22 protein-coding genes are annotated in these 26,374 nt (G+C 37.8%); 12 read left to right on the forward strand and 10 right to left on the reverse strand.

Translation table 11 applies throughout. The features are described 5' to 3' along the window. Positions 1 to 35: 35 nt before the first annotated feature. Complete coding sequence (locus EIY84_RS02835; protein WP_124640312.1) at positions 36 to 1,025, forward strand: cation diffusion facilitator family transporter; 990 nt, start codon at positions 36 to 38, stop codon at positions 1,023 to 1,025. 10 nt (positions 1,026 to 1,035) lie between these two features. On the opposite strand, the gene EIY84_RS02840 is transcribed toward EIY84_RS02835, so the two are convergent. The 6 genes from EIY84_RS02840 to EIY84_RS02865 all read right to left on the reverse strand — a co-directional run bounded on the left by EIY84_RS02840 (position 1,036) and on the right by EIY84_RS02865 (position 8,235). Then, a complete protein-coding gene (locus tag EIY84_RS02840; RefSeq protein WP_124640314.1) occupies positions 1,036 to 2,310 on the reverse strand; it encodes a DUF6080 domain-containing protein in 1,275 nt (424 codons plus the stop codon). Positions 2,311 to 2,319: 9 nt separating this feature from the next. Beyond that, a complete protein-coding gene (locus EIY84_RS02845; protein WP_124640316.1) occupies positions 2,320 to 3,546 on the reverse strand; it encodes an aminotransferase class V-fold PLP-dependent enzyme in 1,227 nt (408 codons plus the stop codon). Positions 3,547 to 3,672: 126 nt separating this feature from the next. Next, positions 3,673 to 4,317: a 50S ribosomal protein L25/general stress protein Ctc gene (locus EIY84_RS02850; protein ID WP_124640318.1), complete on the reverse strand. Its 645-nt coding sequence runs from the start codon at positions 4,315 to 4,317 to the stop codon at positions 3,673 to 3,675. Between the two features lie 109 nt (positions 4,318 to 4,426). Further along, on the reverse strand, positions 4,427 to 5,365 hold the full coding sequence (locus EIY84_RS02855) for a ribose-phosphate pyrophosphokinase (RefSeq protein WP_124640320.1): 939 nt from the start codon (positions 5,363 to 5,365) through the stop codon (positions 4,427 to 4,429). Between the two features lie 98 nt (positions 5,366 to 5,463). After that, complete coding sequence (locus tag EIY84_RS02860; RefSeq protein ID WP_124640321.1) at positions 5,464 to 6,981, reverse strand: SGNH/GDSL hydrolase family protein; 1,518 nt, start codon at positions 6,979 to 6,981, stop codon at positions 5,464 to 5,466. Positions 6,982 to 6,996: 15 nt separating this feature from the next. Beyond that, positions 6,997 to 8,235, reverse strand: a complete 1,239-nt coding sequence (locus EIY84_RS02865; protein WP_124640323.1) for an OmpP1/FadL family transporter — start codon at positions 8,233 to 8,235, stop codon at positions 6,997 to 6,999. Between the two features lie 335 nt (positions 8,236 to 8,570). Here EIY84_RS02865 and EIY84_RS02870 point away from each other — a divergent pair, with 335 nt between their 5' ends. The 4 genes from EIY84_RS02870 to EIY84_RS02885 are packed head-to-tail and all read left to right on the forward strand — an operon-like array spanning position 8,571 to position 14,285. Next, positions 8,571 to 9,851: a PSP1 domain-containing protein gene (locus tag EIY84_RS02870; protein WP_124640325.1), complete on the forward strand. Its 1,281-nt coding sequence runs from the start codon at positions 8,571 to 8,573 to the stop codon at positions 9,849 to 9,851. Then, on the forward strand, positions 9,844 to 10,308 hold the full coding sequence (locus EIY84_RS02875) for a gliding motility lipoprotein GldH (RefSeq protein WP_124640327.1): 465 nt from the start codon (positions 9,844 to 9,846) through the stop codon (positions 10,306 to 10,308). Before EIY84_RS02870 ends, EIY84_RS02875 begins: the two co-directional genes overlap by 8 nt. 8 nt (positions 10,309 to 10,316) lie before the next feature. Beyond that, positions 10,317 to 12,686: a transglycosylase domain-containing protein gene (locus tag EIY84_RS02880; protein WP_124640329.1), complete on the forward strand. Its 2,370-nt coding sequence runs from the start codon at positions 10,317 to 10,319 to the stop codon at positions 12,684 to 12,686. A 54-nt stretch (positions 12,687 to 12,740) separates the two neighbouring features. Next, a complete protein-coding gene (locus EIY84_RS02885; RefSeq protein WP_124640330.1) occupies positions 12,741 to 14,285 on the forward strand; it encodes a protein adenylyltransferase SelO in 1,545 nt (514 codons plus the stop codon). Positions 14,286 to 14,291: 6 nt separating this feature from the next. On the opposite strand, the gene EIY84_RS02890 is transcribed toward EIY84_RS02885, so the two are convergent. After that, positions 14,292 to 14,606 carry a helix-turn-helix transcriptional regulator gene (locus tag EIY84_RS02890; protein ID WP_124640332.1) on the reverse strand — a complete coding sequence of 105 codons (315 nt, stop codon included), beginning with the start codon at positions 14,604 to 14,606 and terminating at the stop codon, positions 14,292 to 14,294. 118 nt (positions 14,607 to 14,724) lie between these two features. Here EIY84_RS02890 and EIY84_RS02895 point away from each other — a divergent pair, with 118 nt between their 5' ends. The 3 genes from EIY84_RS02895 to EIY84_RS02905 are packed head-to-tail and all read left to right on the forward strand — an operon-like array spanning position 14,725 to position 16,592. After that, the gene (locus EIY84_RS02895; protein WP_124640334.1) at positions 14,725 to 15,207 is read left to right on the forward strand and encodes a hypothetical protein; all 483 of its coding nucleotides are present in this window, start codon (positions 14,725 to 14,727) and stop codon (positions 15,205 to 15,207) included. Position 15,208: 1 nt separating this feature from the next. Beyond that, a complete protein-coding gene (locus EIY84_RS02900) occupies positions 15,209 to 16,021 on the forward strand; it encodes a GLPGLI family protein (protein WP_164472003.1) in 813 nt (270 codons plus the stop codon). Between the two features lie 4 nt (positions 16,022 to 16,025). Beyond that, positions 16,026 to 16,592: a hypothetical protein gene (locus tag EIY84_RS02905; RefSeq protein ID WP_124640338.1), complete on the forward strand. Its 567-nt coding sequence runs from the start codon at positions 16,026 to 16,028 to the stop codon at positions 16,590 to 16,592. Positions 16,593 to 17,025: 433 nt separating this feature from the next. On the opposite strand, the gene EIY84_RS02910 is transcribed toward EIY84_RS02905, so the two are convergent. Further along, complete coding sequence (locus tag EIY84_RS02910; protein WP_222933870.1) at positions 17,026 to 18,420, reverse strand: DUF5689 domain-containing protein; 1,395 nt, start codon at positions 18,418 to 18,420, stop codon at positions 17,026 to 17,028. A gap of 27 nt (positions 18,421 to 18,447) precedes the next feature. Further along, positions 18,448 to 21,315, reverse strand: coding sequence for a carboxypeptidase-like regulatory domain-containing protein (locus EIY84_RS02915; protein WP_124640340.1), 2,868 nt, complete (start codon positions 21,313 to 21,315; stop codon positions 18,448 to 18,450). Between the two features lie 298 nt (positions 21,316 to 21,613). Between EIY84_RS02915 and EIY84_RS02920 the strand changes: the two genes are divergently transcribed. Continuing rightward, positions 21,614 to 22,816 (forward strand): endonuclease/exonuclease/phosphatase family protein, encoded by a 1,203-nt coding sequence (locus EIY84_RS02920; RefSeq protein ID WP_124640342.1) that lies wholly within the window; start codon positions 21,614 to 21,616, stop codon positions 22,814 to 22,816. A 121-nt stretch (positions 22,817 to 22,937) separates the two neighbouring features. On the opposite strand, the gene EIY84_RS02925 is transcribed toward EIY84_RS02920, so the two are convergent. Beyond that, the gene (locus tag EIY84_RS02925) at positions 22,938 to 23,534 is read right to left on the reverse strand and encodes a superoxide dismutase (protein WP_124640344.1); all 597 of its coding nucleotides are present in this window, start codon (positions 23,532 to 23,534) and stop codon (positions 22,938 to 22,940) included. 170 nt (positions 23,535 to 23,704) lie between these two features. Between EIY84_RS02925 and hemC the strand changes: the two genes are divergently transcribed. The 3 genes from hemC to hemE are packed head-to-tail and all read left to right on the forward strand — an operon-like array spanning position 23,705 to position 26,350. Next, the gene (hemC, locus tag EIY84_RS02930) at positions 23,705 to 24,613 is read left to right on the forward strand and encodes a hydroxymethylbilane synthase (RefSeq protein ID WP_124640345.1); all 909 of its coding nucleotides are present in this window, start codon (positions 23,705 to 23,707) and stop codon (positions 24,611 to 24,613) included. Between the two features lie 2 nt (positions 24,614 to 24,615). Then, positions 24,616 to 25,305, forward strand: a complete 690-nt coding sequence (locus EIY84_RS02935; RefSeq protein WP_206428187.1) for a uroporphyrinogen-III synthase — start codon at positions 24,616 to 24,618, stop codon at positions 25,303 to 25,305. Positions 25,306 to 25,321: 16 nt separating this feature from the next. Then, positions 25,322 to 26,350 carry a uroporphyrinogen decarboxylase gene (hemE, locus tag EIY84_RS02940; protein WP_124640349.1) on the forward strand — a complete coding sequence of 343 codons (1,029 nt, stop codon included), beginning with the start codon at positions 25,322 to 25,324 and terminating at the stop codon, positions 26,348 to 26,350. Positions 26,351 to 26,374: the final 24 nt, after the last annotated feature.

Consider the following 26,374-nt stretch of genomic DNA (forward strand, 5'->3'; position numbering starts at 1 on the left):
AGCCATCAAAATTCGATTTTGATGGCTATTTTATCATGAGTCCATCTAAAAACAAAAATATCTCATTCCAATTAACCGTCGCATTGGCTGGGGTAGCGCTATTCATCGCCAAACTTGTGGCATGGTACATTACCAATTCGGACATGGTGTTTTCCGATGCTTTGGAAAGTATTGTGAATATTTTGGCAGCCTTCATGGGATTGTACTCGCTTTATTTATCCGCTAAACCCAAAGACGAAGATCACCCTTACGGTCACGGAAAAGTAGAATTTGTCACATCAGGATTCGAAGGCCTGCTGATCATGTTTGCGGGAATTATGATTGCCATACAAGCCGTCAACTCTTTAATGATCGGCCATCACCTCAACAAGATCGATTACGGAATCTACATCGTTGCCTTTACAGCCTTGGTCAACTACGGTTTGGGGTATCTTTCCATAAAAAAAGGAGAAGAGGAAAACTCGTTGGTTCTCGTGGCTTCGGGCAAGCATTTACAATCAGACACCGTCACAACACTTGGGGTGGTTGTGGGATTGATTGTTGTTTATTTCACAAAAATATTTTGGCAGGATGCGGTTATTGCACTCTCATTCTCGATTTACATCGTCTTTGTTGGATACAAAATAATTAGAAAATCACTCAGCGGAATCATGGACGAAGCCGATCCTGAGATACTGGAAAAAATTTCGACCATTCTCGAAAATAATAGAAAACCAGAATGGATAGACTTCCACAACACCAAAATTCAACAATACGGTAATCGTCTGCACATGGATGCACACCTCACATTGCCTTGGTATTTCGAGCTAAGGAAGGCACACAACAGCATGGAGGATTTGGTAAAACAAGTTGCCAAAGATTTTGACAGAAAAATTGAATTCAACATCCACATGGACGATTGCAAGCCGTTTTCTTGTGAAATATGCACTTTAAAAGATTGTCCTGTCCGAGAAAAACCTTTTGTAAAAATCATAGAATGGACTACAGAAACCATATCTCAAGAGCAGAAACATCAGTTGCAATAAAACCTTTTTGCTAACGGTAGTACCTTTCCAAAAAATCAAAAAACTCCGCAATTCGGTAGCCGTTATTCAACATCAAATAACAAAACATCAAGACGGTGACTGCCAAAATGGATTGATACACCATTTTTTTGTCACTATAGGACTGAAGTAGCCAACCCCAAAGCAGCGGATAGACAAATACAAAATGACCTCCATAGATGTACGAAGTATGCAACCCAAACTTGAGAACTGCATGTATGATGATGTCCACCAAAAAAGACAACATCAGGATCTGCACCCATGAATTTTTGAAATTTTTCAGGAAAGCCCAAAGCAGCATTGCAATCAATAAAAACACAAAAGCATAGGAAAAATAGGACGAATATACATCCATAAATAGAGCTTTGTATTGGAAATTTTGCTTGTTATGATAGTCTCTGATCACAAAACTTGGAAATAAAACATTACCTCCTACAAACCACGAAGCTATCATATCCCAAAGCGGCGTAACTTTGGGCTGAGAAAACTTCTCATACTGCTCTCCGGTTTTGGTGAAAATTCTATGATAATCGAAATTTAAACGATTCAGAAAGAGCAAAACAAATATCCCTGCCGACACCACTCCTTTCAATACAAGCAGTCCTAATTTTTTCCAATTCCAAAATAAATTTTTAGAAAATATAAGCGGAATGTATATTTTCAAAATATTGGTAATGGTCAATCCGCCCACTCCAACACCTGCAATTGTGAGTGCTGCAACCGGGATTTCTTGTCCGTTTCTGATTTTTAATGCGGCATAATAATTGAAAATGCACAACAACAAAAAAGTATAGGTATAATTCTCCGGGGTAAACGAAAGTAAAATACTGGTCGAAAAAAATGAAGTCATCAGGACCAACAAAAGTCCCACCAAAACAGGCAGTCCAATGATGTTCTTAAGGTATTTGTAAATCTGTACCAAAGACAAAGAAATGGCAATATTGGATCCCCAAGCATACACCAAACGGAAGACCTCATCTTTTTTCCCGTCTGAAATATAAAAAGCCAAATTTCGGTACCAATCAAAAAAATAATTGGAAAGCGGATGCCTTTCAAACCCGCCACCGGTCATTACAATGGACCGATTATCGAAGCTGAAGTAAGCATCCCAAGGGATTCTATCGTCAAAAACGATGCGATAATCCATTGCGATGATTGTCCCAAAAATTCCGTAAGAAATTAGGAAAAACAGAAAAATTCCCCATTCAATAAAATTATGGGGAAATACAAGTTTTAAAAAATGAATGCATTTAGTTTTTAAATTCATAAAAGGGTTTTAAGAAAGCATTTTTTGGGCTTTTTTAACCCCTTCTACCAAGGCATCAATCTCATCGAATGTGTTGTAAACGGCAAAGCTTGCACGCACAGTTCCGGCAATATTAAAAAACTTCATGATGGGTTGTGTACAGTGGTGCCCGGTTCTGACGGCAATTCCCATTCGGTCCAAAATCATTCCTACATCCGAGGCTATCCCAATCCCTTCCAAGTTAAAGGATACCACTCCCGTACGATGGGCTTTCTCTCCATAAACTTTCAGTCCGTCGATTTCCAAAAGTTGTTTTTGGGCATAATTCAGCAAATCCATTTCATGTTGATGTAAGGCATTGTGTCCCAACTGTTCTATAAAATCTACAGCATAGCCCAAAGCAATATTTCCAGCGATATTGGGGGTTCCGGCTTCAAATTTAAAAGGAAGATCGGCATAGGTTGTTCCGTCAAAATCGCAAGTCGCAATCATCTCTCCACCACCGTGGAAAGGCTGCATTTTTCTAAGGATTTCTTCTTTTCCGTACAACACGCCAACACCGGTTGGGGCATACATTTTATGTCCGGAAAAAACAAAAAAATCACAATCCATTTTTTGTACATCTACTTTCAGATGTGGGATGGACTGTGCTCCATCGACCAAAATAAGAGCCTGAGAATTTTTTCTAACCGTGGCAATTATTTCGTCCACCGGATTGATGATTCCCAAAGCATTTGAAACCTGATTGAAGGCGACAATTTTTGTTTTCTCAGACAAATTATCCTGTAAAAAATCCAATTGCAAAATACCGTTTTCATCCATTGGGATGACTTTCAGTTTTGCACCGGTTCTTTCGCAAAGCATTTGCCAAGGCACAATGTTGGAATGGTGCTCCAAGTATGAAATGATGATTTCGTCACCGGAATTTACCCAATTGGAATTTCCAATGGCATAGGCAACTTCATTAATACTTTCTGTAGTACCGCGGGTAAAATTAATTTCGTAATCGTGTTTGGCATTAATGAATTTTTGGATTTTCACTCGTGCATTTTCCATTTCCACTGTTGCCAATTGCGAAAGGGTATGTATCCCTCTGTGCACATTGGCATTCAGATCGGTGTAATAGTTTTGCAATGCATCCAAGACCATCTTTGGTTTTTGCGATGTTGCAGCATTATCGAGGTATATCAATGGTTTTCCGTTTATTTCTCTTTCCAAAATCGGGAACTGAGCACGGATATTTTGTAAATCAAGCATAGGTCTTATTTAGAACGGTTCAAATTTACGAAATTTAAAATTAGTACTTTGATTGTAAAACTGCATTTTCGAGACAAAAAATCCCGACTTTTTCAAGTCGGGATCCGTATGATTGTGGAGAATAAATTATTCTGCGCTATCTGTAGTTGGAGTTTCAACTGCTCCTTCTACTTCTACGATTTCTTCATCCTCATCGTCTTCTACGATAGAACCTGCATTTTTCATTGCATTTCTAGACATCTTCACAGCAACAATTACTGCGTTATCAGGATGCATGAACGAGTACTGATCGTTTTTCAATTTTTCTACATAGAATTTGTTACCAATTCTTAATGGAGTAACATCAACAACGATTTCGTCTGGCAAGTTAGCAGGGATTGCTTTAACTTTTAGTTTTCTGTAAGTTTGTCTAAGAGCACCACCAGAAACAACACCTTTTGCACGACCAACGATTCTTACAGGAACTTCCATAATTACCGGCTTATCAGCAGACAATTGATAGAAATCCGCATGAAGGATCTTATCTGTAATTGGGTGGAATTGGATGTCTTGAAGAACAGCCTCAACCGTTTCCCCATCGATTACTAAAGTAGCCGTGTGTGCGTCTGGAGTGTAAACCAAGTTTTTGAATGATTTCTCTTCAGTAGAGAAGTTCAAAGGTTCTTTTCCTCCATAAACAACACAAGGAACTAATTCAGCATCGCGTAGAGCTTTAGTAGACTTTTTGCCCACGCTTTCTCTTTTTGTACCTTGAATTGTAATAGATTTCATAATAAATTATTTATTAAAATGTTTTATTTTTCAGTCTGCAAATATATAACTTTTTTTCACAAAAAAATCCTCTCACGGGAAAGGATTTATTATTCTTTAAATTTTTATCTTAAATGATAAATTTATTGCTGATGGATTGGTGCTCGTGTACGGACTTCATGACATCGGCAAAGAGTTCTGCACAAGACAAGACTTTAATTTTTGAAGAAAGTTCTGTATTCACCGGGATGGTATCCGTTACGATAACTTCTGTCATCTTAGAATTTTCGATATTTTCATACGCTTTTCCGGAAAGTACACCGTGGGTTGCCATGGCTCTTACCGACTTGGCTCCGTTGGCCATCAGGATATCTGCAGCTTTGCACAATGTACCGGCGGTATCGATCATATCGTCGATCAAAATCACATTTCTATCCTTCACATCACCAATTAGGAACATTTCTTCTACCACATTGGCTTTTTTTCTTTCTTTGTATGCAATTACCACTTCGGCACCGATATGAGATGCATAATTTTTTGCTCTCTTGGCACCACCCATATCAGGGGAAGCAATGGTTAAGTTATCCAAATTTAAAGATTTAATATAATCTACAAAAATGGTTGAAGCGTACAAATGATCCACAGGAATTTCGAAGAAACCTTGGATTTGATCTGCGTGCAAGTCCATAGTCATCACACGAGTTGCACCGGCCGCTGTCAATAGATTGGCTACTAATTTTGCACCGATTGGAGCTCTTGGCTTGTCTTTTCTATCTTGTCTTGCCAAACCATAATACGGGATAACTACGGTAATGCTTTTTGCAGAAGCTCTTTTTGCAGCGTCTATCATTAATAGTAATTCCAAAAGATTATCGGCTGGTGGAAATGTAGATCCGATTAAGAATACTCTTCCCCCACGAACGGACTCGTCCAAAACCGGTTCAAATTCGCCATCGCTGAATAACTGAACATTAATTTTTCCTAAATCTTTTCCGTAGTGTTTTGCAATTTTTTCTGCCAACACCTTGCTGGTTCTGGTTGTAAATAAATATACAGCTTGTTCTGCCATTTTTATAAGTTTTTACTTTAAATTAGATTTTGCAAAGTTAAAAAAAATAAAACCATACAGAAGTCCTGCATGGCTTTATACTTTATTTATTTTTATCCTTATGGAAATGTCACTCCAGAATAATTATAAATATTTACTTGTGGAAGTGTCGATTGATATTTTTGATTGATCGATTTAATAAATTCATTTGCAATAATCGCATATCCTTTACCTGTTAGATGAACACCATCCAATGAAAATGAACCTCCTGTTACAAATTCTGTTGTAAATTTCACTCCATTAAAAGTTAATCCAGATGAAGAAGACAACTCTGTCATTTTAGCATTTGCATTTACAAAAGCCAAACCTTTAGACGAAGCTAAACTTTGAAGTCCTGCATTGTAGGCAGCAGTAGCTGTAAGCACTTTATTGGTTTCTATTTGTGAAAGTACATGTTGATTTTCTAAAGGATAAGAAATCCCGTATTTATTAATACTTGCAGGTGCACCCAATGGAGCTGTTCCGATCACCGGTTTAGTGGTTAATAAAACAAAATCATTCGATGTAGCCTGTCTCGCCTGACCAAAAATCTGACCAAATGCTGCAGCCGTTGCGGCACCAAGGCTTGGTGTAAGTGCAGTTGTAAGTTGAGCCGACAAGTCTGGCAAATCGACATCCTTAATCAATAGCGGATTGGGTGAGGTTGATGAAAGTAAATTAATTCTATTTCCAGCACCAAAAGCAGTTAGAGCTTGTTTTAATGGACCGTACAACTGAGCATTTAAGGCTGTAATATTTGCTTGTCCCACTGCTTCATCGCCACTACCTAAAACCAATTTAGTCAATGGATTGTACGGAACAGTTGTAAAAAATGGAATAGAGGAAACATTCGGAATATTTGCGATAACCCCTTTTGCACCTCCTGCTGTTAAGGCATTAACATATTGAGTAATAGAGCCTACCAAGACTGCAGGATCCGTAATATCGTTTGATCCGTAAGTTGCCGGATTGGCATTTCCTGTTTGGTCAACTCCTGTACCGCCGCTTGTTGCATAAGACAAAACATCGTTGTTACCAATCCAAATCGAGAAGAATGTTGGCTGCTGAGCAACCGCTGCAGCAATAGGACTAACCCCCGTAGAGAATCTTGCATAATACGGATTCAGCATTCCATAATTAGACAAACCAAGGTGAAAAGATTTGGCCCCCGGAATTCCTAAATTTTGATATGGACCTGCGGAAGAAATATTGTCCAATGGTGCTGCTGGAGCAGAATCTTTTGGTAATAAACTTCCACCTACAACCTGCAAGGTAAGTTTCCCCGGAAAACCTGGAAGTCCTTGGAAGCCACCAACATTATTGGGCATCATCGGTTGTTTAAAGGTTAAAGCTCCTCCCGCTTTGTTCATCACACTTGCAAGCATAGCCGGATAAGACTCGAGCTGTCCATCGCTGTACAAAGCACCATCTCGGTATCCGGATGTTAAAGAGTTACCCAAGGCAACATACTTTGAAAAATTAGCCTTTCCTTGAGATACGGACATATTTTCTACATCGGTATCAAAATCATAATGGCTACATCCTGTTAAAAACACACTTGCAACCAAGGCAAGAGCTGGATAAATATATTTTTTCATAATATTTCTAATGTATTAAAATGCGTTATACGAAAGTCCAAGTCCAAAAGTTAATACTTTAGCTCTAGCCTGTCCAATTAAGTTATAATATGAGTTTTCAACTTTTCTAGCATCTCCAAAAGTGTAAGAAGCCGCAGCGTCTATCCCTAATCTACCGAATTTATACCCGAATCCTCCGGTTATCACATGAGCGTTGAACGATGGTGTATCTGGAATCCAGTTTTGATCGGAATACGGTGACTCGTCCCAATAATAACCCACTCTACCGGCAAACTTATCCGTGATCATATATTGAGATCCAACACGGAAAACTTTGGAGTTTTGGAATTTTTTCGGAATCGATTTAATGGTAGGATCTGATGTGTTGCCAACCGTAGCATGTTCAAAATCCAAGACCAATTTGCTGTATTTAGACCAACCTTGATAGTTGAAATCTGCAGACAACATCCATTTTGGTGTCACTTTGTAAGAAACTCCTAACATAAATTCTTCCGCCAAAGGAAGCACAGCACTGAAGTTATCTTTTCCAGATGCGGGAATGTTCAGTTTAGGGTTGGAATAAAGAGCCGGTGAAATATTAAAGGTTGCAGTTCCAGGATCGGCTTTCATATCAATCGGCGAACGATAAGAGATGGACACATCCCAATCGCTATCCGGCTGCATATAGAACCCAAAAGAATAACCACTTCCGGAAGCTTTGTCGTTGTACAGATTCAGACTTCCATTTAACGAACTTATCGCCTGCGTCCAATCTACTTTTCCTTTTACATAAATGTAGCTACCTCCTAAAGAGATCCAAGGTGCTAATTTTACAGAAAGCATAGGTTGGAAAAAGTAGGATTTCAGTTCTAGTTTTTCGATAATTTCCGATCCTTGCCAATTGTTTGGCCATTGCACAGTATTTCCGTACGGTGTTGTAAAGCTAAACCCAGCAGAAACCGTAGGACTAATTTTATACGCTACAGCTGCATAAATCGGAGTCCCTATCGGATTGTCCGTTTTGGTAGTCGTCATGGTGCTCACATTCTGGAATTCAACTTCGGATTTAGCACCAAAACCACCCGCTACAATACTCAATTTAGAAGGGATGAACGAGATCCCTGCAGGATTGAAAAAGCCCACACTTGCATCTTCTGCGTGTGCACTGGTATGAGCCATAGCCAGTTGTTTCACCCCTTGCAAAGAAACCTTGAAGCCTCCGGCATACGATAAAACACCAGCCAATAATGCTGAGGAAATAAGTATTTTTTTCATAAAGATTAGATATTTATAATTCAAATATAAGATTTATAAATAGAATGTGTTAAATTTTCTTAATTTTTTTAAACATCAAGCATAAAATTTACTATGTTTAAAATAATACATATCAACGGTTTAACTTATAATCAGAATGTTAAATCGAATAAACACAAGAAAAAAGAACACGCATTTAATACCATAAAAACCAAACACTAGTCCCACAGCAAAGAAAATACTAGACAAAAAGCGATCAAAAACAACAAAGATTGACTTACATTTCTTTTTAACTTACGCCCTTTTGATTATAGATTTAAAAAATATTCTAAATTTGCAGATAAAATAAAAATTATATGAGTTGTGGATGCAAAACATCCGGCGATTCTACCCATTCTTGTGGCACAAAATCCGAGAATGGCTGCGACAAAGTAGACACCTGTGGTAATAGCTATAAATTAAGCGTTTTCGATTGGCTTTCAAACATCAACAATCCTACCTCTACGGCCAGTAATTTGGTCGAAGTTCGATTTAAAAATGAACGAAAAAGCTTTTATAAGAATGTCAACAAGCTACCCCTAAATATTGGGAACATAGTCACTGTAGAATCCAGTCCGGGTCATGATATCGGTGTGGTAAGCCTCACCGGAGAATTGGTAAAAATTCAAATGAAAAAAAAGAAATTTTCAGAAGATGCTGCCCTGAAAATTTATCGCCATGCCAATCAAAAAGATATTGATGTTTGGCAAAACATTAGAAGCAAAGAAGAAGGTATAAAAATAGAAGCCAGAAAAATCGCTACTTCCCTAGGTTTGGAAATGAAAATCACCGATGTAGAGTTTCAAGGCGATGGATCCAAAGCTATTTTCTATTATACCGCTGAAAACAGAGTCGATTTCCGCCAATTAATAAAAGAGTATGCCGCGACTTTCAGAATAAAAATCGACATGAGACAAATCGGCTTCAGACAAGAAGCTGCAAAAGTCGGTGGCATCGGTTCTTGTGGAAGAGAATTGTGCTGCTCTTCTTGGCTTACCGACTTTAGATCGGTAAACACCAATGCTGCACGATACCAACAACTGTCCATCAACCCACAAAAATTGGCTGGCCAATGTGGTAAATTAAAATGTTGTTTGAATTACGAATTGGACAGCTACATGGATGCATTGTCCCATTTTCCGTCTTCATCAACAACTTTGGATACAGAAAAAGGAAAGGCTTTTTGTATAAAAATCGATGTCTTCAAAAAGAAAATGTGGTTCGCCTATGCCGACAGTCCTGTCGCGTGGTACGATATGGACATTTCTGATGTTAAAAAATACATTTCTCTGAATAAAAAAGGAGAAAAATGTCCTCCGCTAGAAGACACCAAACCGGTGGATACCCTTAGCAAACCGGTAGATTTGATTCAGGAAAACAATGTCAATCGTTTTGAAAAGCCCAAAAGATCCAAAAATAAAAAGCCTCAAAACAGAAACAACAAACCCGAAAACCCTGAAAGAAAGACCGCTACAACAGAACAAAAACCTCAGCAGAAACCTCAGCAGAAATCCAACTCTTCTGAAAATCAGAGACCTGCAAAAAGAAAACCTTTCAAGAAGAAGCCCAACAACAACAAAAAAGATCCAGATGCTTAAAAAAGCTTTCATTTTAACTTTATTCGGACTTTTGACCGGTTGCCAATCCGCATCGGAACAAGTAATCGTTCATGCTGTTGATGGCACTTGGGATGTAAAAAAAACTCAAAATTTTGATTTTGAAATCAACGATTCGCAAAATCCAAAAAATATTATATTTGTTGTACGAAACAACAACGATTACCCGTACAGCAACATCCGATTTATTGTAGATCTATCGGATGAGAAAGGGAAAAACAAGAAAATTGACACCGTCAATTATGTCTTGGCACAGCCCAACGGCGAATGGTTAGGTAGTGGTTTCGGAGATACAAAAGAAATCTTATTTCAGTATAAATTAAATTATGCATTTCCAAAAAATGGAAAATATAAAATGGGAATAAAACAAGCCATGAGAATGGATAAATTACCCGGAATTGAAGATATTGGAATAAAAATTGAACCTGCAAAGCATTAACTGCACCTATGGAAAAAAAAGCAAATACAACAAATAGATCGTTCCCATTGCCTCCTAAAAAAAAGAATACCGGTTGGAAAAAATGGGTGAAAATGGTGTGGATGGCATTTTTCGCATCCATTGCGGGTATTGTTGTATTATTTTTCGCCGTTTCTCAAGGATTTCTTGGAGAAATGCCGGAAGTAAAACAACTGGAAAACCCGGACATCTATGTTGCATCCGAAATCATTTCAGCCGATGGAGTAAAATTAGGATCTTTTGAAAAAGAAAAAACCCTACCCATTACCTACAAGGATTTGCCTCCTTATCTCATCTACGCATTGCAGGCCAAAGAAGACGAGCGATTCAAAGAACACTCCGGCATCGATCTGCAATCGGTAGCCAGAGCAGTCGTTTACGGTGGTGGTCGTGGTGGTGGTTCTACCATTACCCAACAGTTGGCAAAATTACTTTTCACGCCGGATCCTGCATCCAACAAAATTAAAAGAGCTTTCCAAAAGCTTAAAGAATGGGTCGTTGCAGTAAGTCTTGAAAAACGATACACCAAGGAAGAAATCATCTCGATGTACTTCAACAAGTTTGATTTCCTGAACAATGCCAACGGAGTAGAAATGGCCTCCAGAATTTATTTTAACAAAACCACCAAAGAGCTGACTTTACCCGAAGCAGCCACTTTTGTGGCCATGTTGGAAAATCCGGTGAAAAACAACCCAAAGAGATTCCCAGAAAGAGCTAAAGAAAGAAGAGATGTCGTTTTGGATCAGATGCTGAAAACCGGCTACATCGACCAAGCAACATGGGAACAAGCTAAAGCTACACCGGTAAAAATTGATTATCAACCGGTAAAAACCGTTGACGAAGGATATTCTGCGTATTACAAATTCTATCTCAGAAAAGAAATCAACGAATACCTGAAAGATTACGAAAAAGAAAAAGGAAAATCCCTAAACCTTTATCGTGACGGATTAAAAATTTATGTCACCTTGGATTCCAAAATGCAAAAATATGCCGAGGAAGCCATGAAGGAACACTTAAGCCAATTGCAAGCAAGCTTTGACCGAGAACAAAGAGGTCGAAAAGCCGCTCCTTTTTATTACATCAACGACGGTCAGGTCAATAGAATCATGATGGCCGCTGTAAAAAGAACTGGAAGGTACAAATTGCAAAAAGCCAACGGAGTGCCTGAAGATTCCATCATGATGGATTTTCATACACCTACAAAAATGACAAAATTTGCTTGGAGTGGAGAGGAAGAAGTGGAAATGACTCCTTGGGATTCTATCCGTTATCACAAACAAATTGCACAAGCTGGACTCATGTCTATGGTGCCAGCAACTGGAGAAATAAAATCTTGGGTGGGAGGCATCAACTGGGAATATTTCCAATACGACCACATCAAACAAGGGAAAAGACAGGTAGGATCTACCTTCAAACCTTTTGTTTACGCCGCTGCCATTATGAATTTGGGTAAAACCCCATGTACGGTTATCTCCAATGCCGACTTTGTACAAGGCAAATGGAGGGTTTCCGAAAGAGGCGGTGCTTATACCATGAAAGATGCATTGGCCAAATCCCTGAACCCCGTTGCGGTACGATTGATGGACGAAGTAGGTCCTAAAAATGTGATCCGTTTGGCAAGAGATTTAGGAGTTACGGAAGACATCCCCGACAACCTATCAACCGCTTTGGGATCTTCTGAAATTACCATCTACGAAATGTTGGGTGCCTACAGTACTTTTGCCAATTATGGAAATTATATAAAACCGGAAATGGTTTGGAGAATTGAAGACGCCAACGGCCGATTGATCAAAGAAGTGAAGCCGGTAGAAAAAGAAGTGATGGATGAAAAATACGCCTATGCCATGATTGAAATGATGCGCGGTGTAGCCGAATTTGGTACCGCCTCCGGCGAACTTTCTAGAAGAGGCATCAGCAAAGGTGTAGAGATTGCTTGTAAAACCGGAACCACACAGGAAAACTCCGACGGTTGGTTTGTAGGCATCACTCCAAATCTTGCCACCGGCGTTTGGGTAGGTTGGGAAGATCGAGCCACACACTTTAGAAGTACCGGTGAAGGACAAGGTGCTAAAATGGCTTTGCCAATTTGGGCCATCTATATGAAGAAAGTTTGGGCCGATAAAAAATTAGGAATTTCACCAGAAGACAAATTCATCAAGCCTTCCGATTGGCAAGGCGGATGTGGCGAATTGCAAGGCATCAATGGAGGCTATGGCGACGATGGAGGCTTGCAAACCCTAGATGAAATAAAAAATCCTAAAGAACCCAACACTAACGATAAGCCTAAAAACAACGGCGATCAAAAAAACAATGTTAACGACAACTTACAAAAATCGGACGAAATAGATTTCAACCAATAAATTTTAAAAAATCCTTTCTATTTTTGAAAGGATTTTTTTATTCAACCTCATCCTATGCATTTAGAAAAAATTACACAAAGATATTTAGACCTTTTTCCAACCGACAGATCTAAGAATACCATGCAAAGAACCGTCCCAAACATTCTTTCTTGCTTGGTTGATCCCGTAAAATTCGACCTTCCCAAACTTCTCTATTTTAATGAACAACTTTCGGAAGAATTGGGTTTAGGAAAAATTGAAAATCATAAAGACGAAGATTTCTTAGCTGCCCAAAATCTCCCCAAAAACATCCGTCCTTTTGCAACGGCCTATGCCGGACATCAGTTTGGACAATGGGCAGGACAATTGGGCGATGGCAGAGCAATCTATGCCGGAGAAATCCTACAGAAAAATGGAAAATTTCAAGAATTACAATGGAAAGGAGCAGGTGCAACCCCATTTTCTAGAGCTGGAGACGGTAGAGCGGTATTGCGATCGACCATTCGTGAGTTTTTGATGTCCGAAGCCCTGCATCATTTAAAAATCCCAACCACAAGAGGTCTAAGCATTTCCCTGACTGGCGAACAAGTCATCCGAGATGTTTTATACAACGGCAATCCCAAACCGGAACCAGGAGCCGTTATGCTAAGAACCGCTGAATCTTTTCTAAGATTTGGACATTTCGAGTGGTTTTCGGCTCAAAGGGATTATGAAACTCTAGAGAAACTAGGTCTATTTTGTATTGAAAATTATTATCCCGAAATCGATTTGAATGACGATAATAAATACAAAAAATTCTTTGAACAAATCCTTGAAAGAACTGCCAATTTGATGGTAGATTGGCTTAGAGTCGGTTTTGTACACGGTGTGATGAACACCGACAATCTTTCGATAATCGGACTAACCATAGACTATGGGCCTTTTTCGATGTTGGACGAGTACGACACCTCTTTCACCCCAAATACGACCGACCTTCCGGGAAGAAGATATGCTTTTGGCGAGCAAGGAAAAATCGCACAATGGAACCTCTGGAAATTGGCAAATGCCCTTTTCCCTTTGATTGAAGACGCTGATTATTTAACCGAAAAACTGGAATACTTCAACGATTATTTCAACCAAAAGAACGATGAAATGCTCTGTAAAAAATTTGGATTTGAAAACATGAAAGAGGACTATGCTGCGTTTTTTGAAGAATGGCAATTGTTGATGGAAGATTTGGTCTTGGACTACACCTTATTTTTCACAGCATTGGAAAAATGGAAACCGGAATTTGAGCTCAAAAGCCATTTTCAAACTTGTTTTTACAAAAACAACAGCCCGGAAGAATTTCAAAAGCTAAGTGCGTTTTTAAAAAAATATGATGAATTCATTTCAAATCAAAATTTCGAAGAAGAAAAACGAATGCAATTGATGCAAGAAAACAACCCAAAATTTGTGCTTAGAAACTATTTACTGTACGAATGCATAGAAGAAGTTAGTCAGGGAAAAATGGAGCTTTTTAACACCTTATTTCTCGCTTTACAAACCCCTTACGATTGCGACAATGCTTCATTAACCCAAAAAAGACCCAACAAATACGACAACCAATCCGGATGCAGTATGCTGTCGTGTAGTTCGTAAAAAGTTTTATGGATTTTTTAGAATTTTCATAACTTCATTTATCGTTTTTTTATCTGATACCAACATAATCATAACACTGTTGTTGAATGTATTATCTTTGAAATCTTGAATAATATTAACTTTTTCTTCATTTTTAAATAAATCACTTATTTCTACTCCAAAAATTTCAGCAATTTTTGGAATGAATTCAGATTTTATATCACATAATTCGTTTTCCCAATTAATATAAGTTTTTCTGTCTACTTCTAACAAATCAGCAACTTCTTGCTGTGATAGTTTGTTTCTTGACCTTAACACCCTTAATTTACTTCCAATCATCATACTCTTTTTTACAAAAATATAAAAGTATCCATAAAAACACCCATTTTTTGTGAAAAAAAATGGACTACTTGTTCAATTTTTACAATCTACATTTGTATAAGTAATTAAAAAAAACATTATGAAAAATTTTACACTATTAGTTGTACTTTTTATCAGTACACTTTTCTATGCCAATCAAAAAGTAGAGGTATATAGAAACAACAACATTAATGAGATAAAAGTTGATAAAAAACCTTTATCAATTTACCACAACAACGAAAAATTGGAAACAATCATTGTTGTAGGCTCTGATTTTGAAGGAAAAATAACTTCAATTTCAATAGAAACTGAGAATAATACAATATCTTTGGAAAAGGTATTTAATCTAAATGAAATGCAAACAGGAATAAAAAAAGTTGTAGAATATATTTCTGGAAAATTTATCAATAATACACCAAACGGTATTGGAGAACCTGCAGCAGTAAAATGTGCAATGGATTGCAACGACAAGTATAATTGCTATAACAAGCCTACCGAAGTAGGAACTTTCTTGTGCCTACAAGACTGTGTTATAGAATGTTACTTCTTACCAAAATCTAATTCAATACAAAATTTAAATTAATGTGAAAAATCTAATATTATTCTTCTTACTTTTATCAAATGTGATTTTTGGACAAGACTTAATTGTGCAATATAAATACGAAAAACAATATTCATTAAAAGACACTTTGAAAATTACAGAGTATGATTATTTGAAAATATCCGGTAATAAATCGATATTCTTTAGTGAAGGAGAGTATAAAAGCGATTCTATTATTAATAACAGTAAACAAAAAATAGATTTTAAAAGTTTACCGGATGATAGATTAGGTTGTATAATTACAAAAGATTTATCAAAAAAAGAAATCGTTTTTTACTCTAATGATTTTTTAGAAAACAATTTTAAATATTCTGAAAATCCAAATTTCAAATTTGAAATAACCGATAAGAAAAAAAATATCCTTGGATACGATTGTACATTAGCCAAAACCAATTATGGCGGTAGAGATTATAACATTTATTTCACCAATCAAATACCCATACAAGAAGGTCCCTACAAGTTTTTTGGTTTACCAGGATTAATTTTGCAGGTCTATGATGTGGAGAGAAAACATTCTTTTACCGCGGTTGGTATCACAAAAAACAAAGCGTATATACAATTGGATATTTCCAAACGGAAGTTCGTAGAAATTACACGGCAAAAATATTTTATTGTCAGAAAAAATTATGAATCCAACCCTATGCAAAGGTTATTCGAGTTAATGAATAGTACACAAATTTATGAGAAACCGGACGCCAATGGAAACATGGTTAATCTCATAGAATTAAATAACAGAGTTCAAAAATCAATGATTGAACAATTCAAAACACAAAATAAAATTGAAATAAAACCTTAAAAACATGAAAAATTTAATATTAAAAACAACATTCTTAATCATTTATACTCTAGGTATATCAATTTGCCAAGCAAATACTGTAAATGACGATACACCTACAAATTATTCTGAATTCAAGAAAAACAAAAGCCCTAAAAATGTAACATTCGAGTTATTAACCAAATCAAAGACCTCTTTTGTTGGATACGATGAAAAAATTGATGATTTTTACACCATATACAAAAAAGATACAAATGGCAACGGTTATTACTTCAAAGTAATTGTAGATAGAGCAACACAACTACCTATAGCGACTTACTTGGCAAATGAAAAAAAAGAAAAAATATCTGTAGAGTCCAAGAATAATGCAGTTTCGGTTAGCAAGACCATTTTTCATCAAACCATAGTTGTAGATGGAGATCCTATTTTTAGTAATGAGGCAACAAAATGTGTAATAAAATGTCATAGAGAAAATGGCTGTTATGATAAACCTACCAACCTTGGAGCGGCACTTTGTTCGGCAGATTGCATGTTGAGTTGCGACGATAAAACAAGCTCACCTAAGCCAAAAAAATTGGAAAATATTAATTAATGATCTTAAAAATAAAAAAGTTGTCCTTTTCGGGCAACTTTTTTTAAGTCAATTTTGTTTCTGTTTATTTTTTATTCAAACCTAAACTTATATATCACTCAATTCTGCAGAAGATGAGTCCAATCTCTACCCCTGCAATAATTTTCATAATCTGAAATAACGAAAATTTCACATAGAAAAATGGTTGTTCGGTAATATTAAAAAGAAGATTTCTCCTATAAAATAAGCTCTATACATGTTATACTTTTTCTTTTGCTGACAAGTTTCGTAATGGAGTTCGGTGGGTTTGCAACAATGCTTCATTAACAAAAAAAAGACCCGGCAAATACGACAACCAATCCGGATGCAGCATGCTCTCCTGCAGTTCTTAAAAAAATAAAAATCCCCAAAGCCTGAAAACTTTGGGGATTAATTTTATAAAATTCTTTTAGAATTATTCAATTCTAATGTTGTCAACTTGAACATTGAAAGCAGATCCTGAACCTACTTTCAGTGCAAAAATATCTTTGGTGGTATCGGTTAGATTAAGATCTGTAAGACCTGTTAATGTCAACTCCACTTTTCTCCACTGTCCACCCGTATTGATCGAACCTGTGTATTGGTTGTTCGCTGCTGGATCCAAAATGGCACCTGTTGTAAAAGCCCCAAGATTAAATGCATAGAAAGAGCCATCGGTTTTATAGACATTGAAAGACATGGATTTCCCTGGAGAAGTCCCTTTGATGTACATGGTAATTCTCTTAGGATTGGCCGGCAAACCTGCTGTTGCATACGAAGTAAACACATAATCGTTTCCGGTTGGTGTTCCTAAAATTTGTAAAGAATTGGTTCCGTTAAAACCTTGACCCACACCTTGAGTTGCATAAGCTTTAACCCCAAATGGCATTTTTACTCCTGACAAGAATGTTGTCCAATCTTCATAATCGGCACCTGCAAAAAGATTAACTGCAGTTGCTGCTGGATCTTCAGGAACTCCTGGAGCAAAAAGTGGCTCTGTAAAGTTAATATCGTTTAAGCTTCTTACATAGGCCTGATCGGTCGTACTGAATCTGCTTAAATTAAGAATAATACTTCCGCTTTTTGCATAATTTGGAGAGATTGGAGATTTAGCAAAAGTAGCATAGTTGGAGAATCGAAGTGTTAAAGAAGCACCTTTTTTATCAACGATTTTTCGGTCTCCCGTTTTGTCGGCATCGGCAAAAGTTTTTGTCAATTCATCTTCGTGAAACTGAACATTGTTAATTTTCACCAATTGGTTGATGTGGGCACTGTTTTTAAGAGCTTCTCCGATTGAGTTGAACTCTAAAGGTTGCATTTGCGCCAATACCGGGTATTGTCCGTCGCAAACTCTTTCGATGTACTGAGAAAGTTTATTCGGGTTGATACGACCAATTGCATAGCTTGGATCGTAAGAACCAATTTTAATATTTCCATTAGAACCTTGCACGATCAATCCTTTTAGGTTAATTCTTAACAATGCTCCAACCGGATAGTTCAGGTATTGGTTGGCTCCGTCTATATCGATTTCTACCCCTTGAGTTGGGTTGTTTGGAGAGTCTTGTACAAAAAGCATTTTGTAGATATTTCCTTGCTCGTCGCTGGAGGACACATAAGCTTCGACAATGTAGTCGGTTGTAATGATATCTGCCGGTGTAGGGTTCGTTTTTGCAAGGGCAACCAAATCGCCAAGTGTGTGGTTTGCAGCAGCAAACTGGGTCGTACATTGTATGGTTGGTACGGCATAATCATCGTCCTTTACGCAAGAGGTCAGGGCGAAAGCCATAATCGCCGCTACGGCTGTTGTTTTTATAAATCTATAATTTTTCATTTTATTAAAATTTAATTGTTGATGGATTTAGAATCTGAATTGAACATTTACAAAATACGATCGTCCTTGGTTGTACCAATATTTTGGAGAGAATACCATATTTCCGCTGTCTTTATCGGCAACATAATCTTGGTAGTTCACATTTCGGGTTTGCTCAAAACCACCTGTAATGTATGATTTGTTATCCAAAATATTGTTGACGGTAGCCGAAACCAGCATATAATATTTACCGATTATCCAAGATTTACCCACATTTAGGTCAAAGAAATAGGCGGTAGGCAATTTTGTTGGAGCCAGAACTCTTGTAAGTTCGGCTTGATTTACGCCATCATAAGGTACGCCTGTCACTTGGTTGGTATAGAAACGGTCGGTTCTAATTACCGGTGATGGATCCAGGTACGAATGTCCAAGATAGCTCCAGCTACCACCGATCCACCAGTATTTTGGGCTGCTGTATCTAAGACCTAATGAATAGGCTTCTTGTGGTGTGCCACCTTGTTTGTAATCTTTTAGGTAAGCGGTTCCCATATTGGTATAGGACTTATCCACCAAATTTCCATTGGCATCTTGTTCTCTGAAAGTTCCGATGGCATCGGAAGCGAAATACACCGTTGGGTTGTTGGTATAGGTATATTGTCCGTAACTTACCAATCCGCTTGCAGTAAGGGTTGGAGTTACTTTGACTTGCAAACCAAGTTCTGCACCCATGTTTCTTTTGTTAACATCCGAAAGTACCTGAGTTACAAAAGCTCCTTCTTGCACCGGAGTCTGACCGCCGGTTTCGTCCAGAGTGGTTAGCTTAATTCCGTCTGCAAAAAATCGTTGTACATTGGTATCGTTTTGTGTATTCACCATATACCCTGTCAGTCTCATTTTAACAAAAGGTGTAGCAATCACATAGCTTAGGTCGTTGGCATCGATAACAACATTTTTAATTTTTGGAGTTGTTGCACCACTTACTCTTGCGTTGAAGAAAATATCGTTCAAGAAAGGAGATTGGCTAAAGTAAGCACCGTTGTACACCAAGAAATTTCTACCGTTGATTTTGTAAGTCACCTGACCTTTAAGTCCTGCGTCCCAGAAATTCATGTCGGCACCTTTGCCCAAGGAGCTTGGATACAAGTAGTGCTTGTACCTCCCTTCTCTGCTGTTGTTGGTATAACCCAAAAGTGCAGAAACGAAAACATCAAAATTTCCGGTGGAGAATTTCAACCCTGGATTTACTTTTACCTCTTGTCTTCTAAGGATGTAATTGTATCCAATTCTATCGCCTTCTTTTTTAGCAATTTGACTATCCGATTCCAGTTCGTTGAATTTTCCCCAGAACTTAGCACCTGTTGTGTTCGATGCAAAAGCGTCCATATTTAGAGCAAAATCGGCTCCCAAAAGGTCTTTTACTTCTCTATACTGTTCGGATTTGTAATTTTGATACGATACATTTAAAATGAATTTTGTGGTATCGTTAAAGTTGTGGGTAAGGTGTGTTGATGCATTCCAGATTTTATCGTCTTTGACATCATTTACCAAATAATAAACTGCTCTTTTGCCTCCAAATTCATTGATGTATGGAGCGTTGTAATTGGCAGCGTAAAGATTGTCCCAATTAATTTGTGTGTGAGCCGGATCGTTATTGGTCCACCAACCTTGTGTTAGGGCAATATTTTCAAATTGTTCCGGAGAAGGGTTGGTATAGTTCAACCAATAACTCGGAAGGTTTCTGTAGTAAGTTGGTGAAGGGTTATTGGCTTTGTACCAATCCAATCTCGAGCTTTTTTCTTTCCCAAACTGATAGGACAAAGTGGTCCACAATTGGGTATTTTTATTAATTTTCCAATAATCGGTTAATTGAAGAAGAGGTTGGAATCCTTTTTTGATTCTTTCGCTTCTCTTTTCTCCATCTTGCCATCCCCAATACGAATTGTAATGCACCCCTCTGAAGTCATACACCTCTTGAGTATTTGGACTGGAAGTACTTCTCTTGAAATTGGATCCGATGGCATTGAAGGTCATGCTGTGTTTATCATTGAATTTCTTTTCAATTCCCAGATAACCACTTAGCGCATCGTAGAAAGTCCCTTCCTGTATGCCTTCTTGCGCCCATCTTCTTGCTATCATTCCGGTAAACGCCCAACCGTTTTTGTTCATTCCGGAAGTGTAGCGGTATGAAAGTCTGTTTCTATAATTTCTATTGGTTAAAGAATAAGTGAGCTGACTTCCTTTTCTGTATTCTGAAGCAATGGTATTTTTATAAACCACTGAGCTTGCACCACCAAAAGCATATTCTGAAGGAGAATGGTTGGCAGATATTTCGGGATAACGAGTAATTTCGTTAAGTCCACCCCAAGTGCCAAAATCTACATTTCCATCATCACCGGCTGCCATTGCAACACCGTTCATTATGGTTTCTCCAGTCCTGCCGTCAATACCTCTTGGTCGGAACCAATATGCACCCAAATCAAAGGAAGCAATCCTAGAGAAAACATCTTGTGACGATTGTAAGAGTCCTACGGTTGCGGTCTGTGAGGAGTTGTTGTCGTCTTCTCCAGAACTATCCAAAAGTACCAAGCCTTGTCCAGCGCCAGAAAACTGAGAGTAAAGTGTGATGACACCTAAATCTTTCTTTTTCTCGTCATTGACATCAAATTCTAAAACTTTAGTATCAAAATTGGGTTTAGAAACCACAATTTGATAATGTCCGGGTTTAAGGTCCACAAATTGGAAATATCCAATTTTGTCTGCTTTCACCTCTTGTCCAGCTCCTTTTAGATCTACAGAAGCTTGCTCAACGACTTTTCCGTCGGCATCTTTTATATATGCAAAAGCCGTGGTTTGTGCATAATAATACGATGCTGGCAGCAATGTAAATAAGGAGAGTAGTGATAACCTTTTAAACATACTTATTTTTTTGTATTTAATTTCCTTTTAGTTTAATTCTCAATATTTTATGAAAAGGGAAGCAAAGTTACTTAAAATTTTATAACCTTGTCAAACAACCCTTATGATTTTTGTTTTAAATTATGTTAATATTAGAAAATCCACCTTGTTGTTTCGCTGTATGTTTGCGCAATTGTTAATACGACTCCGTATTGGTAACAATAAATTTTGTTCATATTCGAAAAAGATTTTGATAGATAGACGCTTATCTCATAAAAAGAATTAATTTTGTTGTCCATTTTTTAAAATCATTCAACCAATGAACAAGTATTTTGGTATTTTCGCATTATGTCTTGGAAGTTTAGTCTTTGCACAGAAAAAAAGCGAACTTAGAAAAGTCGCTGTTGTGGGCTTTCTAAATGTTGAAAACATCTGGGACACCATCCCATCTGCCGATTATATTGACGGAACCAAGGACAAGTCCAACCCTGCATTTCACAGAAGCATCCCGGTAGACTCCATAAAGTATCTAAGTGTAGATGAAGAATACAAAGGCGTTTGGAATGACGACAAACTAAAGGGTAAAAGAGTTGTGCGATACCAAGGAAACAATGAAGAGTTCACTCCGAAAAGCGCTAAGAACTACAACACCAAAATCTACAACACCAAATTGGCCAACGAGTCCAAAGTCATTTCCGAAATGGGAGCCAAATATTCTGGAGGAGCCCCGGTCATTGTTGGACTTTTAGAAGTTGAAAACAGACAAGTTGTTCAAGACCTTATCAAGCAACCCGCTTTAGCCAAATACGACTACGGCATTGTGCATTATAACTCCTACGATTATCGTGGGATTGATGTGGCTTTCATTTATCAAAAAAGAAGATTCACTCCAAGTCACTCCCTTAAGAAAGAAGTGGTCATCTTCAACGAAGAGGGACGAAGAGAATATACCCGAGATATTTTGGTTCTTACAGGAATGTTGGACAATGAAAAAGTTGCTTTATTCCTAAATCACTGGCCTTCCAGAAGAGGTGGTGAAGCCATTTCTCTACCCAAAAGAAATGCTGCAGCAGCAGTTTTAAAACAACAAATGGACAGCGTAAGAGCTTTGGATCCCAATACCCGATTGATGGCAATGGGCGACTTTAACGACGATCCTGTAAGCAGCAGTTTTAAAAAAGTTTTGAAGGCTGTTGGAAACCCGAAAGATCTTTCGGAAAAAGATCCGTACCTGAACTTGATGTACCCTCTTTACAAAAACGGTGTTGCCTCGTTAGCCTATCAAGATGCTCCCAATTTGTTTGACCAAATCATCGTTTCCGGGAATATGTATAACGAGAAAAATGAAGCGAGAAAAGAATACAGCGTTTTCAAAGCAGAATTGTATGCACCTCCGTATCTCATTACCAAAGAAGGAAACTACAAAGGATATCCTTTCCGTTCTTGGGCAGGCGACAAATTTACCGGAGGCTACAGCGACCACTTCCCGGCTTTCGTAGTGCTGCAAAGAGCTGCCGAATAAAACCACTCACAACCTTTATATACTCAATCCTTCAAGAAATTAAAATCCTTGAAAGAATCTGGTTCAAAAAACAAAGCCCGCCAAATTTCTCTGGCGGGTTTTGATTTTCAGTAAAGTTCAATTATTTATTGAACAGGTCTTCTACTTTATCCCAATTGATTACATTAAAGAAAGCCGTAACATAATCCGGTCTTCTGTTTTGGTAATTCAGATAGTAAGCGTGTTCCCAAACATCCAAACCTAAAATTGGAGTTCCTTGACAATCGGCAACCGGCATCAATGGATTATCTTGGTTTGGTGTAGAACATACCGCTACAGAACCGTCTTCTTTCTTACACAACCAAGCCCAACCAGAACCAAATCTCGTTTTGGCTGCGTTGGAGAAATCTTCTTTAAATTTTTCTAAACCTCCGTAGTTTTCTATAGCCTTAGCAACATTTCCAACTGGAGCATTGCTTCCACCGGGAGTCATTACTTCCCAAAAAAGGCTGTGGTTATAATGTCCACCTCCGTTATTTCTAACCGCAGGTTTGTCCGTTCCTATTTTACAAATTTCCTCAATGCTTTTTCCTTCCAGTTCTGTACCTGCAATTGCATTATTCAAGTTATCAATGTATGCTTGGTGGTGTTTTGTGTGATGGATTTCCATGGTTCTTGCGTCGATGTTGCTTTCCAATGCATCGTATGCATAACCCAATTTTGGTAATTCGAATGCCATAATGTAATTTTTGATTTTTGTTAAACTTTTGTAGCCCAAAGGTAATGATAATTATCAACTTGATAAAAGCGAGTCTTTAACATAATTTTTATCACTTAAATAGACAAAAACAAAATTGTCCTATTTACAAAAAAGTCAGTACCTTTAAAGTTTTAAAATTAAGAAATTTCATGGAAATTAAAATAGGTACAAGAAACTCTCCTTTAGCCCTTTGGCAAGCCAGAGAAGTCGCTAGACAACTACAAAATCTCAACTGCATTACCGAAATAATACCCATTGTATCTTCAGGGGACAAAGACCTGTCTCAACCGTTATACGCCATGGGAATAACCGGTGTATTTACTCGAGATCTAGATATTGCCCTTCTAAACAACGAGGTTCACATCGCTGTTCATTCTCTGAAAGATGTCCCAACAGAAATGCCAGAAAACATCGAACTGATTGCTTATCTCGAAAGAGATTTCCCACAAGATGTGTTGGTTAGAAGTTCCAAAGCCATGGACAAACCGCTACATGAACTAAAAATTGCAACCAGCAGCTTGAGACGCCGCGCTTTTTGGCTAAAAGAATTTCCTAATACTGAGTTTGTAGATATCCGTGGAAATGTGAATACCCGTTTGCAAAAAATTGAAGACGGATTGGCAGATGCTACCCTATTTTCTTTGGCCGGACTAAAACGATTGGATCTTAAACTTAATTATGAAGAATTGCCTTTCATGATTTCGGCTCCATCTCAAGGGGTTGTTACCATTGCCGGACACAAGGACAATGTAGAGATCAACGAGATTATACGAAAAATCAACCACAAAGAAACCCAACTTTGCGTGGAAACCGAGAGAATTTTCCTAAAAACCTTAGAAGGAGGCTGTACCGCACCGATTGGTGGTATTGCTAAAACCGATGGAGACCAACTGCATTTTTCCGGCAGGCTGTGCTCTTTGGACGGCAAACAATGTTTGGAAATTGATGAAACGGTGAATAAAAACGAATCTAATTTGGGAGAAAAATTTGCTCAAAACATTTTAGATCGTGGTGGGAAAGAACTAATGAAAGAGATTAAGGCACAAATTAATGAATAATCATGAAAATTCTTTTCACTAAAAAAAGTATTGAAAAAGAGGTCAGACAAAAAATAAATTCAGAAATAGAATGTGAGTTTGTTGATGTGCTAAAAATAAAACATCGAAAAGAAAGTCCTTTTTCACTGTCCAACAAATCTTTAATTTTTACCAGTGTCAATGGCGTACAATCTTTTTTTGAAAACGGTTTTATGCCCGAAGAAGATTTTACCAATCCTTACCGATACAATAAAATATATGCGGTTGGAAATAAAACCAAAAAAGAACTTAGGAAAAACGGATTTGGCACTTTTAAAGTTGCCAAACACGCTAGCGAACTTTTAGATTTCATTATAGAACACGCCTCAAAAGAACAATTCATCCATTTTTGTGGCAACATGGCATTGGACCTCTTGAATGAAAAATTACCCTTGCAAAATATTGTTTATAGAAAAGTAATCCTCTACGACACCGAGCTGCTTCATCCTAAAATTGACGAAAATCATGATGCGGTATGCTTTTTTAGCCCAAGTGGAGTTCGTAGTTTTGCAAAATTAAATTCCTTGGAAGGGAAAACCTTATTTTCCATTGGCGAAACAACTGAAAAGGAATTAAAAAATTGGACAAAAAATAAAATATACACCAGCAAAGAAAGCAGTTTGAACGATTTGTTAAACCTCATTAACACGCATTATAAAACTTTGATTTCTTAAGCTATAACCTAAGATTATGATTAAAAACGATTTATACCTACGCGCCCTAAAAGGCGAAACTGTAGAAAGACCACCGGTATGGATGATGAGACAGGCCGGAAGATATTTACCCGAATTTATCAAGCTACGCGATCAGTACGACTTTTTCACAAGATGCCAAACTCCAGAATTGGCAGCAGAAATTACCGTTCAACCCATCCGTAGATTTCCTTTGGATGCGGCAATTTTATTTTCAGACATTTTAGTGGTACCACAAGCCATGGGCATCGATTTCAAAATGAAAGAAAGCGTTGGACCTTGGCTGGACAATCCCATCCGCACCCTAGAAGATGTACAAGCCGTACAAGTTCCGGATGTCAACGACTCTTTGGGCTATGTTTTTGATGCCATCGAGATCACTTTACAAAAATTAGAAAACAACATCCCGTTGATTGGCTTTGCAGGATCTCCTTGGACATTATTGTGTTATTGCGTAGAAGGAAAAGGTTCTAAATCTTTTGATATTGCAAAATCTTTCTGTTTCCAACAGCCGGAAGCTGCTCATTTGTTGCTTCAAAAAATAACGGACACCACCATTGCTTATCTTAAAAGAAAAGTAGAAAAAGGAGTGTCTGCGGTGCAAATTTTCGATTCTTGGGGCGGAATGCTTTCACCGGCAGATTATCAAGAGTTTTCTTGGCAATACATCAACCAAATCGTTGAAGCTTTGGCACCAATGACTCATGTTGTGGTATTTGGAAAAGGATGTTGGTTTGCATTGGAAGAAATGTCGAAATCTAAAGTTTCTGCTTTGGGTGTGGATTGGACCATCAGTCCGGAAATTGCCAGAAAACTGACCAATAACAGCATAACCCTACAAGGAAATTTTGATCCGGCGCGTTTGCATTCGGATCCGGCAACCATAAAAAAAATGGTGACTGAAATGATCAATCGTTTTGGTAAAGACCAATACATCGCCAATCTTGGACATGGTATTTTGCCGAACATCCCATTGGAAAATGCAGAAGCCTTTATCCGAGCAGTGGTCGATTGGAAAGCCAACTAACAAAATGCGGTGTCTGAATTGGGA

Source organism: Amniculibacterium aquaticum (genome assembly GCF_003852705.1).
GTDB lineage: Bacteria > Bacteroidota > Bacteroidia > Flavobacteriales > Weeksellaceae > Amniculibacterium > Amniculibacterium aquaticum.